Below are 13,232 nucleotides of genomic sequence, written 5' to 3' on the forward strand. Positions count from 1 at the left end.
TCTAACATGGCGGGCGTGATCGCGGAGGAAGACAATGCCGTCGCTGAGCTTGCGGATAAATCTCGACCCCGACGGGCGCATCGGGCCGGGCAAGATCGAATTGCTGGAGCAGATCGCCGCCTTCGGTTCGATCTCGGCCGCCGCGCGCGGCATGGAGATGTCCTACAAGCATGCGTGGGACCTGGTCGAGGACATGAACCGGGTGTTCGGCAAGCCGCTGGTGGCCGCGCAGACCGGCGGCCGCAAGGGCGGCGGCGCACAATTGACGGCGGTGGGCCTGGCCGTGGTCAGCCGTTTCCGCGCCATCGAACGCGCGGCGGCTTCGGCCGCCGCGACGCATATGGAGGCGTTGCAGGCGGAGATTGAGGAGGGGTAGGGCAGTAGGGCAGTAGGGCAGTAGGGCAGTAGGGCAGTAGGGCAGTAGGGCAGTAGGGCAGTAGGGCAGACCAACTCGGGCGCGTCGAATTTTTCGTGTGCTTTCTTGTGTTCCGGCTCCTGATGTCTCGTTCACTTACTGCCTTACTGCCCTACTCCCCTACCTTCCGCAGCACGTACGTATCCATGATCCAGCCCTTTTCCCTGCGGGCCTGCTCGCGGATTTTCTCGATTTCGGCGCCGACGTCGCGGAGGCGGCCGGAGACGACGATTTCGTCCGGCGTGCCGAGATAGGCGCCCCATTGGATGAAAAGATCCTGGTCGGCGAGCGTGTTGAAGGCGCATTTGCCGTCAAGCATGACGACGACGCTGCCGGCATTTTGCGGCATGCCTTCTTCCGTCAGCCGGCGGCCGGTGGTGATCAGGATGGAATCGCCGATGCGGTTCAGCGCTGTCGCATGGCTGGCTGCAAGCGCCTGGATGGCGGTGATGCCGGGAATAACCTCCAGTTCGAAGGCGACGTTGCCCCTGAGGCGTACGCGCTCCAGGATGCGCAGCGCGCTGTCGTAGAGCGAGGGGTCGCCCCAGATCAGGAAGGCGCCGCAACCATCCTCGGCGATCTCTTCGCGGATCAGGTCTTCATAGATGGCGGCGATTGCCTCGTGCCAGTCATCGACCGTCGAGCGATAGGAAGGCGCCGGTTCGGCCCGCACGGGCACGTCGAATTCCACGCGGCGTGAATTCGGGTTGGTGACGAAGCGGTCGCAGACGTGACGGCGCAGTTCGGCAAGATCGTTCTTCTTCGCACCCTTGTCGGGGATGAACAGCACGTCGGCCCGATTGAGGCCGTCTATGGCCTGCACGGTCATATGGTCGGGATTGCCGGCGCCGATGCCGATGACGAGAAGCTTGCGCATGAAGCGAACTCCTGCCCGATCGCAACCCTTTAGTCCAGACTGGCGTGGCGCGGATGCGGAAGGGCTTTGAAACGCCACGTTGAAACCGCTAGGGTCATCGCGACATTCTCGCCGAGGGGCTTTCATGTTGCGATATGTTCTGACGGCGGTGCTGGCCTTGTCGGCCGCACCCGCGTTCGCCAATGATTCCGTTGCCGAACTCGGCACCGGCGGCCTGGTGCTGTCGCGCAGCGATGCCGTGGCGATGCAGAGCGAGGACCTCTTCATCTCGCCGGAAAAGGTGACCGTGGATTACGTCTTCCACAACAACACCGACAAGGACGTCGACGCGATCGTCGCCTTCCCAATGCCCGACATCTCCGGCGATCCCGAGGAGATGCCGGCGATCCCCGAAAACCAGAGCGACAATTTCCTTGGCTTCGAGGTGACGATCGACGGCGTGGCGGCAAAGCCTGAGCTCGAGCAGAAGGCGTTCGCGCTCGGCATCGACATCGGTGCCGACCTGAAGGCGCAGAACGTGCCTTTCAACCCATTCGGTGAAGCGGCAAAGGCGGCGCTCGCGAAGCTGCCGCAAACGGTGGCCGACGATTGGGTCACCCGCGGCATCATCATCGAGGACACTGTCGATGACAGCGCTGGCGCGAAGCCCAATTATGCACCGTTCTGGCAATTGCGCTCGACCTATTGGTGGCGCTCGACCTTTCCGGCCAACAAGGACGTCCACGTTTCCCACCGCTACAAACCGAGCGTCGGCGGCACCTCGTCGGTCAGCTTCTTCTACGACGGCAAGTTCCAGGGACAGTACGCCGCCTACAAGTCCCGCTACTGCATGGACGACACGTTCGAGAGCGCAGTGCGCAAGGCTGCCAAGAACGACCCCGACGGCTATCCAAAATATTACGAGAGCCGCATCGCCTACATCCTGACCACCGGCGGCAACTGGGCGGCCGGCAGCATCGGCAAGTTCAAGCTGACCGTCGACAAGGGCAATCCCAAAGCCCTGGTCTCGTTCTGCGGCGACAATGTCAGGAAGGTCGGGCCGACGAGTTTCGAGATGACGGCTGAGGACTTCTATCCAGAGCGCGACATCGACATCCTTATCCTCGATCCATCCGACAATGGGAACGGCAACTGATGCACGTGGCAATCTATGTCGCCATCGCCGAGAACGGCGTTATCGGGCGGGACGGGGGGCTGCCCTGGCGGCTTTCCACCGATCTCAAGCGCTTCAAGGCAGACACGATGGGCAAACCTATCATCATGGGACGCAAGACCTATGAAGGCATCGGCCGGCCGCTGCCGGGCAGGCTGAACATCGTTGTCACCCGTGACAAGGCTTGGCGCGCCGACGGGGTGGAGGTGGCGCATACGCTCGAGAACGCGATCCAGCTGGCTGATGTGCGTGGGCGCTGCATGAGCGGGGTGAACGAGGTCTGCGTCATCGGCGGCGGCGAAATCTATGCGCAGGCGCTGCCGCTGGCCGACCGGCTGCACGTCACCCATGTGCTGGCCGCTGTCGACGGCGACGCGCATTTCCCGCCGATCGATCCGAAACGCTGGCGCGAAGTCAGTTCGCAGGAGATCCCAGCCGGCGAAAAGGACAGCCACGCGACGCGCTATACGGTTTACGAGCGACGCCGCGAGAGCCATTGAAAGAAAAAAGGCGTTTAAAGACGACAAAGGGTCGCGACCGGCCCAAAACCGATGATGCCAGCAGAGCATCGCGTTGAAAGCATGCCGTGGCGTCCCTATAGAAGAACAAGACTGGATTTGCGCCGTAATTCCGGCGCTTGAGGGAATTCCAAGCGAAAGGACATTCATGCCCTGGAACGACAAAGGTGGCGGTGGCGGCGGCCCATGGGGCGGCGGCGGCAACAATCAGGGACCCTGGGGGCAGGGACCGAAGGGGCCAAGCGGCCCGCAAGGCTCGCCTCCCGACCTCGAGGACATCATCCGCCGTGGCCAGGACAGGCTGCGGCGTGCGCTGCCCGGCGGTGGCGGCGCCAGTCCGGCCATATTCGGCCTGATCGGCGCGGCGCTGGTCGTGCTATGGGCGTTCCAGGCAGTCTACACCGTGCAGCCCGATGAGGTCGCGGTCGAGCTGCGCTTCGGCAAGCCGAAGGCCGAGCTGTCGCAGCCCGGCCTGCATTTCCACTGGTGGCCGCTCGAAACCGTCGAAACGGCCAAGATTTCCGAGCAGCTCGTCGACATTGGCGGTGGCGCGTCCAGCGGCAACACGTCGGGGCTGATGCTTTCGGGCGACCAGAACATCGTCAACGTGCAGTTCTCGGTCGCCTATCAGGTCTCCGATCCCCGCGCCTATCTGTTCGACGTCTCCGACCCGGATGGCATGCTGCGGCAGGTCGCCGAGAGCGCGATGCGCGAGGCCGTCGGCCGCAGGCCGGCGCAGGACATCTTCCGTGACGACCGCCAGGGCATAGCGGCTTCGGTGCGTGAGATCATCCAGACCACGCTCGACGGCTACAAGGCCGGGCTTCAGGTCAACGCCATCTCGATCGAGGACGCGGCGCCGCCGCGTGAGGTCGCCGACGCCTTCGACGAGGTGCAGCGCGCCGAGCAGGACGAGGATAAGTTCGTCGAGCAGGCCAACCAGTACTCCAACCAGAAGCTCGGCCAGGCACGCGGCGAGGCCGCACAGGTCCGCGAAGACGCGGCCGCCTACAAGAACCGGGTGGTGCAGGAGGCCGAAGGTGAGGCCCAGCGCTTCATCTCCGTCTATGACGAATATGCCAAGGCGCCCGACGTGACGCGCAAGCGGCTTTACCTGGAAACGATGGAGAAGGTGCTGAAGGACTCCGGCAAGGTGATCGTCGAGCAAGGCAACGGGCAGGGGGTCGTCCCCTATCTGCCGCTGCCGGCATTGCAGCAGAAAGCGCCGGCTCCGACCCCGCTTGGCGCGACGACGGGAGGTAACCAGTGATGGCCAACCGTCTCCCCGTCATCGTCGTCATCGCGGCGGTCATCCTGTTCCTGCTCTATTCGTCGGTCTTCGTGGTCAATGCGCGCCAGCAGGCGCTGGTGCTGAGGTTCGGCGAGATCGTCGACGTCAAGACCGAGCCCGGCATCTACTTCAAGGCGCCGTTCTCGTTCTTCGACGCCGACACGGTGCAGTTGATCGAGAATCGGGTGCTGCGCTTCGACCTCGACAACATCCGCGTCCAGGTCTCGGGCGGCAAGTTCTATGAGGTCGATGCCTTCATCGCCTACCGCATCTCGGATCCGCGTGTCTTCCGTGCCGCGGTATCCGGCCAGATCGAGCTCGCCGAAGCGCGGCTGAGGACGCGTCTCGACGCTGCCTTGCGCCGCGTCTACGGTCTGCGCGACTTCGAGGCCGCCCTTTCGGAGGAGCGCGCTGTGATGATGCGCGAAGTGCGCGATCAGCTACGGCCCGACGCCACCTCGCTCGGCCTGCAGATCGAGGATGTCCGCATCCGCCGCACCGACCTCACCGCCGAAGTCTCGCAGCAGACCTTCGATCGCATGAAGGCGGAACGTCTGGCTGAGGCCGAAAGGCTGAGGGCGCGCGGCAATGAGGCGGCGCAGCGCATCAAGGCCCGTGCCGACCGTGAGGTGGTCGAGATCATCGCGGAAGCGCAGAAGGAGTCCGAAATCCTGCGCGGCGAGGGCGAGGCGCAGCGCAGCGCCACCTTCGCGGAGGCCTATCAGCGCGATCCGGCGTTCTTCGACTTCTACCGGTCGATGAACGCCTATGGCACGGCGCTGGACAACACCGGCACGACAATGGTGCTGTCGCCGAATTCGGAGTTCTTCCGTTTCTTCCGCGACCCTGACGGCAAGGAGGCGCCGGCAAGGCCGGCGGCTCCGCAGCCGGCACCACCTGCCGCCCCGGCGACGGCACCCGCGGCTTCGCCCAGCACCGGCCAATAGCGGCCGGTGCAGGATTTCTTCGCGGCAATAGGCCTGGTCCTCGTCATTGAGGGCCTGGTCTATGGCGGCTTTCCCGGTTTCGCCAGGAAACTGGCGGGCGAGGTGCTGTCATTGCCGGAGAATGCATTGCGGATTGCCGGGCTGGTGGCGATTGGCGCCGGCGTCGGTATCGTCTGGCTGGTCCGCGGCGGCTAGGGGTGCAAAAACGCGGGATTTACACTCTGCCAATAGCCAAAGCCGCAAACGTGCCCTATTTCTTGCCATCATGGCGCGACACGGCGTTTCCGTCGAAGCGCTTTTCTCTTTCAGAAGTGCCGGGAGGCTTCTCGATGACATCCAACACCCTTTTGCGCGCGGCTCGACGCACGTTCGTCGCTGGCGCGGCAGCGCTTCTTCTGGGCACCGTGGCCGTTCCGGCCTTCGTGACGCCGACAATGGCCGCCGACGGGCCTGCTTCGGTGGCCGACCTGGCGCAAGGCCTGCTCGGCGCGGTGGTCAACATCTCGACGTCGCAGACGGTGAAGGGCACGGAAGGTCCGGGCGCGGTGCCGATGCCGCAGCTTCCCGAAGGCTCGCCGTTCCAGGATTTCTTCGACGATTTCTTCAAGAACCGCGGCGGCGACAAGGACAATGGCTCGCAGAAAGTGCAGTCGCTCGGCTCCGGTTTCGTCATCGACGCCGAGCAGGGCATCGTCGTCACCAACAACCATGTCATCGCCGATGCCGACGATATCGAGGTCAATTTCTCCGATGGAGTCACGCTGAAGGCGACGCTGGTCGGCACCGACACCAAGACCGATGTCGCGGTGCTCAAGGTCGATCCGAAGGGCCACAAGCTGACGGCGGTGAAGTTCGGCGATTCCACCAAGATGCGCGTCGGCGACTGGGTGATGGCGATCGGCAATCCGTTCGGCCTCGGCGGCACGGTCACGGTCGGCATCGTCTCGGCGCGTAACCGCGACATCAATTCAGGCCCCTATGACGATTTCATCCAGACCGATGCCGCGATCAACCGCGGCAATTCGGGCGGGCCGCTGTTCAACAGCGCCGGCGAGGTCATCGGCATCAACACGGCGATCATTTCGCCGTCCGGCGGCTCGATCGGCATCGGCTTCTCCATCCCCTCGCAGCTCGCATCGGGCGTTGTCGAGCAACTGCGCCAATATGGCGAAACGCGGCGCGGCTGGCTTGGCGTGCGCATCCAGCCGGTGACCGACGACATTGCCGAGAGCCTCGGCATGGCGACCGCCAAGGGTGCGCTGGTCGCCGGCGTCATCAAGGGTGGACCGGTCGACAACGGCACCATCCAGGCCGGCGACGTGATCATCAAGTTCGACGGTAAGGACATCCACGAAATGCGCGACCTGCCGCGTGTGGTCGCGGAGAGCCCGGTCGGCAAGGCGGTCGACGTGCTGATCGTGCGCAAGGGTGTCGAGCAAACGGTGAAGGTAACACTTGGCCGGCTCGAGGACAGCGAGAAGCTCGCCAGCGGCGAAAACGGCAACACCGACCAGGACAAAGGCGACAAGGCGCCGGCGGTTTCGACGGCCTCGGTGCTCGGCATGACCGTCGGCGAATTGAACGACGATACGCGCAAGAAGTTCAGCATCGCCGCCGATGTTTCGGGCGTCGTCATCACCGATGTCGCCAAGGACTCGGCCGCCGCTGAACGCGGCATCCAGCCGGGCGAGGTGATCACCGAAATCGCGCAGGAATCGGTTGCCACGCCCAAGGATGTGATGGACCGGATCGGCGCGCTGAAGGAGCAGGGACGCAAGAACGCACTGTTGATGCTGGCGTCCAAGACCGGTGAGCTGAGGTTTGTGACGATCCGGATGGACTGAGGATCGCTAACGATGGTCATATTGTAACATCCCATGGGATGTACTATTTTGATTTGTGAGGCGGATCGTACTGGACACAAACGTTTTGACGGCAGGTTTGCGAAGCAGGAATGGCGCGTCTTTCGCCATCCTGCAGCTGATTGCGGATCGGCAAATTCGCCCATTAGTGACGACAGCGCTGTTTCTTGAATATGAAACCGTGCTGGCCAGACCCGAGCAGGTGGCGGCTCACGGGTTGTCCGCGCCGGATCTGGGCCGTTTGCTGGCCGGCTTTGCATTGCTGGCTGAGCCGGTCGAGCTGCACTTTCTCTGGCGGCCGCAATTGAACGATCCGAAGGATGAGATGGTGCTTGAAGCAGCGATCAACGGCCGGGCCGATGTGTTGGTGACTCACAATCGCCGGGACTTCCTAGCTGCGGCAGGCCGTTTTGATGTACTGCTTGTGAGCCCGGCCGAGTTCTTGGAAGGACTTCGTACATGAGCAAAGCGACTTATCCGCTGAAACTGCCACAGTCGGTTAAGGAAGCAGCCGCGCGCCTCGCGAAGGCCGATGGCGTGTCGCTCAATCAATGGATTGCGTCGGCTGTGGCGCAAAAGGTCGGGGCAATGGAAGCGGCAGCTGACTTCCTGCGTCGTCGTGCCGGCGACGCGTCACCGGGCGATTTCGCGAAAATGCTGGGGCGGGTCGCAGACAGATCGCCACAGTCCGGCGACGAATTTCCACCTGACAGGCATTGATCAGTGACGATTCTTCCGCCAATCCGCGCTCGTCAGCCTGTAGAACACATGCCTTTTCAGCTCCGGGTGGCTGTCGGGAATGCTGGGGTGGTCGAAGTTGGCCGAGAGATCGGCGGTCATGCCGAGGCGCTTCATGACGGCAGTGGAGCGGCGGTTGTTCTCGACCGCGAAGGAGACGATCTCGCCAAGGCCGAGTTTTTCGAAGCCGTAGGCCAGCCATGCCTCGGCAGCTTCCGTGACATAACCCTTGCCCCAGAATTCGGGCGCCAGCCGCCAGCCGACCTCAACGGTGCCGGCGGGAAGGAACGGCAGATGGTCCGTCCCGGTGATGCCGGCAAAGCCGATGCATTGGCCTGATGCGGCGATCTCGCAGGCGGCAAAGCCATAGCCGTCCCGATCGATGATGGCCCGCAGTTCGTCCATCTTGGCGTCTGCTGCGGCGCGGCCGCGACGGAAGGGGAAGAACTCCATCACGCGTTCATCGGAATTGATGCGGCGGAACAGCTCCCGGTCGCGATCCTCCCGGTTGCGCAGGATTAGGCGCTCGGTGCGCATTGGTGTCATTGGACGAACTCTTCCTGCCCGTAGCCTTGCAGATAGAGCAATGCGGTCAGGTCGCCATGGTCGATGCGAACCTTTGCCTGTGCAGCCACCATCGGTTTGGCATGCAGCGCAACACCGGTGCCGGCAAGGCGGATCATGTCGAGATCGTTGGCCCCGTCGCCGACAGCAATGGCATCGGCCGGGGTGAGGCCGAGACGCGCCGTGATCTCGATCAGCGCCTCGGCCTTGGCGGCGCGGCCGAGGATCGGCTCGCCGACCAACCCGGCAAAGAGGCCATCCTGTTCGAGCAGGCGGTTGGCGCGGTTTTCATGGAAGCCGAGCATGGCGGCGATGCGTGAGGTGAAGACCTCGAAGCCGCCCGAGACTAGCGCGGTCCAGGCGCCGTTGGCCCGCATCGTCTGCACCAGCGCGCGACCGCCGGAGGCCAATGTCAACCGGTTGGCAACGATCAGATCGACCACGGCCGCATCGAGCCCCTTGAGCAACGCCACGCGCTCGCGCAGGGCGGGCTCGAAGGCGATCTCGCCATTCATCGATCGTGCCGTGATCGCCGCGACGTGCTCCTTGACGCCGATCTCGTCGGCCAGCTCATCGATGCATTCCTGGTCGATCATGGTCGAATCCATGTCGGCGATGAGGATCTTCTTGCGGCGCGTTGCCGACTGCTGGACGATCACGTCGATCGGCTCGGCGGCCAGCGCCGCGCGCAGATTGGCGGCCGCCTCGTCGGCTTGTGCATTCGCTGGCAGTGCGAGATCGCAGGCAATGTCTTCGGCCATCCAGCGAACAGTGCTTGCGCCCACCGACCGTGAGGCCATATTCGCAAGCGATGGCGACAAGGCACGATCGGCGGGATGGGAAACAAGCGTGGCGATAAGCGGCATCGATAATTCCGGTGCGGATGCGGGCGAAGGCCGCGTGAAGAATGCGATCCTGATAGCCGGGCCGACCGCCAGCGGCAAGTCGGCGCTGGCGCTCGACCTGGCCGAACGTATAGGCGGCGTAATCGTCAACACCGATTCCATGCAAGCCTATTCGGTTCTCGACGTGTTGACTGCCCGGCCGGAGGCGGCGGACCTCGCTCGGGCACCGCATTATCTCTATGGGCATGTCCATCCCGGCACCGCCTACTCGACCGGGGCGTGGCTGCGCGACGTGACGAGGCTGATCGAAGACGGCGCGCTCTCGCGGCGACCGATCTTCGTCGGCGGCACCGGCCTTTACTTTCGCGCCTTGGCCGAGGGCATTTCGGAAATGCCCGACATTCCGCGGCAGGTACGCGACCGTTGGCGCTACGAGTTGAAGGAGCAAGGCGCCGTCAAACTGCATGGCATCCTGATGCGCGAGGATTCCAGAGCAGCCATGCAGTTGAAGCCCACGGACAGCCAGCGCATCGTGCGGGCGCTCGAAGTGCTCGACGCATCCGGCCGCTCGATCCTGGACTGGCAGGCCGCGCGGGGCCGGCCGCTCATCGACAGACAGACGGCCCGCTTCTTCGTCATCGAGCCGGACCGGGCCGCGCTGGTCGGACGCATCGAAAGGCGTTTCGACCAGATGCTGGCCAAGGGCGCACTGGACGAAGTCAAGCAACTCGCATCGCTTCGTCTCGATCCGCAATTGCCGGCGATGAAGGCGATCGGCGTTCGCGAACTGCAAGCGGCGATGGCCGGACAATCGGGTTTTCCCGAGGCGATTGAGCGCGCCAAGATCGCAACCAGGCAATATGCCAAGCGGCAGACGACCTGGTTTCGGCACCAGCTAGGACCGGAATGGCAAAGATTGCATCCTGGTGACGATATCGAAACCACGATCCAAACGCTTGTTGCTAATGCAACCTAGAAAGCCTTTCCTTCACGGAAAGGTTCTCGTTGTGGTTGTCCAAATTAACCCTCCGTAAGGCCCGCCATGCCATAAGGTCGATGGGCATTTTTCCATCGGGGAGCAGATGCGTTTCCACAAGGCGGAATCGGCGTTTTTCGTCTTTATCTTCGTGATCCTGGCCGCCGGCCTGGTGACGCTGCATGCCTATGGACTGCTACAGTCCTTTGCCACCGAACTGCACACGGCCTCCGGCCTGGACAAGGTCATCTACCTCAACAAGCTGCTTTTCGCGACGGGCGTGCTGCTCGCGACCGCGCTGTTCTTCGGCATCTTCTTCATCTACCCGCTGATCCGCAGGCAGGCGACGGAGGAAGACAAGCTGCGGGCCATGACCGTGTCACTGAGCGCCCGCTCCGAGACGTTCGAACATGCGGCGCTGACAGATAGCCTGACCGGCATGCAGAACCGGCGCTATTTCGACGACGCGCTGAAGGAATATCTCGAGGAGTTCAAGCGCATCGAGAAACCCGTCGGGCTGATGATCCTCGACCTTGATCATTTCAAGCAGGTCAACGATACACATGGCCACGACGTTGGCGACGAGGTACTCAAGGCCGTCGCCAGCTGTCTCAAGGACATGACGCGCTACCATGACGTGGTGGCGCGATTGGGTGGCGAGGAATTCGCCGTGGTCACGCCCAACATGGAGGCGGAATTGTTGTCGAAATTCGCCGAGCGTATCCGCAAGGCGATCGCCAACATGTCGGTTCTTTCGGGCAATGTCCGGCTCAAGATCACCACCAGCGTCGGCCTTGCCGTCTGGGACCGCAAGGAGACGGCGGAAGAATTCTATCGCCGCGCCGACCGCCAGCTCTACGAGGCCAAGAGGCAAGGCCGCAACCGCGTCTGCGCCTGAAATCCCGAAGAAGAATTCACGAGGCCGGTTGCCTGACGCGGCTTTTTCGACTTCCGGTGCTCACGGACTGAATGTCCGCTCCGCTCCGGCTTCTCGAAACCACGCCATTCAATCCGGCCTGATGAATTCCCTTTCGGGATTTGACCAAGCTGGTTCGATGATGTGAAGCCTTTGGAGCTTGTGTGCGGCTTCCCGGCCGGTCGTCAGAGAGCTTGCAGGCTCAATCGTTCTGGGGGCGCATGCCGAAGGTGGCGGGCTTTAGGCCGTAGCGCATGTCGAAATCATCGTCCGATTGCACGCGTGCGGCCGGCGGCTTGCGGTAGTCGGGATCGCCGGCCTGGCGGCCAGAATCGACCACTTCGGCAAAGGCCATCGCCTGCTGCTGCGGCTTTGGAACGTTGCGAAGCCGTTCCACGATCGTCACCAGATCGACATCGTCGCCGGTTTTCGACGACATGGCTTGTTCGCGCTTTGCCGTGCCGGGGATCAGTTCAGCCGGCAGTCTCTCGAACTTCAGCCGCATCGTCGTCGCCACGCCTTCCCCGAAGGCGATCGCTTCGCGCTGGCCCATGGACGACAGGAAAGCAAGCGTGGAGGCGGACGAGTCGGCGATGGCCGAGCGGATGATCGCCTGGTCCTGCTCATTGGCGAGCCGCATGGCGAAGAAGGTCGAGCACTGCGACAGGATGGTCGGGTCGAGTTCGCCCGGGCGCTGGGTGACGACGCCGAGATAGCAGCCATATTTGCGGCCTTCCTTGGCAATGCGCGACAGCGCGTGCCTTGTCGGCGCGAAGCCGAGGCGCGCATCGGCCGGCATGTAGCGATGCGCTTCTTCGCACAGCAATAGGAGCTGCAGCTTGCCCTCGCTCCACAGCGCAAGGTCGAACGCCAGGCGCGCCAGCACCGAACAGACGGAATTGACCACTTCGGACGGCATGCCGGCCATTTCGAAACAGGTCACAGGGCGGCCGTTATGCGGCACGCGGAAGATGTTGCCGATCGTCTCGTGGATGGTGTCCTCGATCAGGCGCGAGTTGAACATGAAACGGTAGCGCGGATCGGCTGCCGCCGATTCGATGCGCGTCTTCAGCGATTTGAGCGTCGGGCGCTCGTTCTTGCTTTCGAGCATGCCCATGCGCTCGTCAATCTGCTTGAGCAGATCGGCAATGCGGTAGGGCACTGGCGTATCGGCGGTCAGCGCATCGCTGCCGCGCCTGAGATAGGCGCCGGAATTGGGGTTGCGATAGAGGTTTTTGGCGAGCGGAATGAGGTCGCGCAGCGCATCGATCTCGTCGGGCACGGTCTCGCGGCCGCGAAACAGAACCTCGGCGAATTCCTCGAGCCGGAACATCCAGAACGGAAGGTCGAGCGTCTTGGAATCGACCTTGACGCAATATTCGGGCAGCGACGCGGCGAATTCGTTGTGCGGATCGAGGATCAGGATGCGCAGATCCGGCCGCGCCGCGATCGATTTGCGCAGCAGCAGCGAGACGGCGGTGGACTTGCCGACACCGGTGGTGCCGACAATGGCAAAGTGGCGCGCCAGCGTGTCGTCGATGGCGATGTTGGCGGCGATCGCCTCGTCCTGCGACAGCGAGCCGATGGTGATCGAATGACGCCCGGCCAGATCGTAGACGGCCTGCAGGTCACGGCTGCGGATGCGGTGCGCGATGGCGCCGATATGGGGATAGGTGGTGATGCCGCGGTCGAAGATCGGCTTGGAGCCGGGCTCGGCGCCGTCGCGCACTTCGCCGATCAGCTCGATGCTGACCTCGATGGCGTTCTGGCCTTCGCTGTTCCAGGCGCGATCCGACTTGCCGATCGCATAGACCAGGCCGACGGTGCGCGTGGTGCCGAGATTGACCGAGATCATCTTGCCGACCGTCCACAGGCCGGTCACCGCGCCGTCGACGTCGTCCGCAAAGGCGCTGATGGTGGCGCGCGCACCGTCGCATTGCACGACATTGCCCAGGATGCGCCTGTCGTTCTGTTCGGCGTTGCGGCGCTCCTGCGATGTCGGTTCTCCGACCGAGGCTTCGCGTTCGACATACATGGACAGGCCAATCCCCATTTTCCGTCACGTCGAAGCCTACAGGAACGGGGTTAAGGTCGAGTGTGGCCGGATGGTGTAGGGAGGATTAAGAAGCC

At 63.3% G+C, this 13,232-nt stretch carries 15 protein-coding genes; 11 read left to right on the plus strand and 4 right to left on the minus strand.

The window, feature by feature from the left end; genetic code table 11:
- Positions 1-34 precede the first annotated feature (34 nt).
- Positions 35-376, plus strand: a complete 342-nt coding sequence (locus FJ428_RS17475) for a winged helix-turn-helix domain-containing protein (RefSeq protein WP_140495328.1) — start codon at positions 35-37, stop codon at positions 374-376.
- Between the two features lie 151 nt (positions 377-527).
- Here the strand turns inward: FJ428_RS17475 and cobF are convergent, their stop codons facing one another.
- Positions 528-1,292: a precorrin-6A synthase (deacetylating) gene (gene cobF / locus FJ428_RS17480; protein WP_140879866.1), complete on the minus strand. Its 765-nt coding sequence runs from the start codon at positions 1,290-1,292 to the stop codon at positions 528-530.
- 124 nt (positions 1,293-1,416) lie between these two features.
- Here cobF and FJ428_RS17485 point away from each other — a divergent pair, with 124 nt between their 5' ends.
- The 8 genes from FJ428_RS17485 (at position 1,417) to FJ428_RS17520 (ending at position 7,783) form a co-directional block, all read left to right on the plus strand.
- Complete coding sequence (locus FJ428_RS17485) at positions 1,417-2,427, plus strand: DUF4424 domain-containing protein (RefSeq protein ID WP_140879867.1); 1,011 nt, start codon at positions 1,417-1,419, stop codon at positions 2,425-2,427.
- Positions 2,427-2,945 (plus strand): dihydrofolate reductase, encoded by a 519-nt coding sequence (locus FJ428_RS17490; protein WP_140664677.1) that lies wholly within the window; start codon positions 2,427-2,429, stop codon positions 2,943-2,945. Before FJ428_RS17485 ends, FJ428_RS17490 begins: the two co-directional genes overlap by 1 nt.
- Positions 2,946-3,111: 166 nt before the next feature.
- Positions 3,112-4,233, plus strand: coding sequence for an FtsH protease activity modulator HflK (hflK, locus tag FJ428_RS17495; RefSeq protein ID WP_140516511.1), 1,122 nt, complete (start codon positions 3,112-3,114; stop codon positions 4,231-4,233).
- Entirely contained in the window at positions 4,233-5,201 is a 969-nt protein-coding gene (locus tag FJ428_RS17500) for a protease modulator HflC (RefSeq protein ID WP_140516509.1), read from the plus strand. The genes hflK and FJ428_RS17500 overlap by 1 nt, the downstream gene beginning before the upstream one ends.
- A gap of 6 nt (positions 5,202-5,207) precedes the next feature.
- Positions 5,208-5,396, plus strand: a complete 189-nt coding sequence (locus tag FJ428_RS17505; protein ID WP_140516507.1) for a DUF2065 domain-containing protein — start codon at positions 5,208-5,210, stop codon at positions 5,394-5,396.
- A 134-nt stretch (positions 5,397-5,530) separates the two neighbouring features.
- Positions 5,531-7,045, plus strand: coding sequence for a DegQ family serine endoprotease (locus FJ428_RS17510; RefSeq protein ID WP_140495341.1), 1,515 nt, complete (start codon positions 5,531-5,533; stop codon positions 7,043-7,045).
- 55 nt (positions 7,046-7,100) lie between these two features.
- Positions 7,101-7,526 carry a putative toxin-antitoxin system toxin component, PIN family gene (locus tag FJ428_RS17515; protein WP_140879868.1) on the plus strand — a complete coding sequence of 142 codons (426 nt, stop codon included), beginning with the start codon at positions 7,101-7,103 and terminating at the stop codon, positions 7,524-7,526.
- Positions 7,523-7,783, plus strand: coding sequence for a toxin-antitoxin system HicB family antitoxin (locus tag FJ428_RS17520; protein WP_140495345.1), 261 nt, complete (start codon positions 7,523-7,525; stop codon positions 7,781-7,783). The genes FJ428_RS17515 and FJ428_RS17520 overlap by 4 nt, the downstream gene beginning before the upstream one ends.
- Here the strand turns inward: FJ428_RS17520 and FJ428_RS17525 are convergent, their stop codons facing one another.
- Positions 7,784-8,347, minus strand: coding sequence for a GNAT family N-acetyltransferase (locus FJ428_RS17525; protein ID WP_140879869.1), 564 nt, complete (start codon positions 8,345-8,347; stop codon positions 7,784-7,786).
- On the minus strand, positions 8,344-9,231 hold the full coding sequence (serB, locus tag FJ428_RS17530; RefSeq protein ID WP_140516503.1) for a phosphoserine phosphatase SerB: 888 nt from the start codon (positions 9,229-9,231) through the stop codon (positions 8,344-8,346). The genes FJ428_RS17525 and serB overlap by 4 nt, the downstream gene beginning before the upstream one ends.
- Here serB and miaA point away from each other — a divergent pair.
- Both miaA and FJ428_RS17540 read left to right on the plus strand, forming a co-directional pair.
- Positions 9,221-10,186 (plus strand): tRNA (adenosine(37)-N6)-dimethylallyltransferase MiaA, encoded by a 966-nt coding sequence (gene miaA / locus FJ428_RS17535; protein WP_140879932.1) that lies wholly within the window; start codon positions 9,221-9,223, stop codon positions 10,184-10,186. The two genes, serB and miaA, sit on opposite strands and share 11 nt — an antisense overlap.
- A 106-nt stretch (positions 10,187-10,292) precedes the next feature.
- Positions 10,293-11,084 (plus strand): GGDEF domain-containing protein, encoded by a 792-nt coding sequence (locus FJ428_RS17540; protein WP_140879870.1) that lies wholly within the window; start codon positions 10,293-10,295, stop codon positions 11,082-11,084.
- A gap of 220 nt (positions 11,085-11,304) precedes the next feature.
- Here FJ428_RS17540 and FJ428_RS17545 read toward each other — a convergent pair whose 3' ends face one another.
- Positions 11,305-13,137: an ATP-binding protein gene (locus tag FJ428_RS17545; RefSeq protein WP_140553686.1), complete on the minus strand. Its 1,833-nt coding sequence runs from the start codon at positions 13,135-13,137 to the stop codon at positions 11,305-11,307.
- Positions 13,138-13,232 lie beyond the last annotated feature (95 nt).

It is taken from the genome of Mesorhizobium sp. B2-8-1 (assembly GCF_006440955.1).
Classification (GTDB): Bacteria; Pseudomonadota; Alphaproteobacteria; order Rhizobiales; family Rhizobiaceae; genus Mesorhizobium.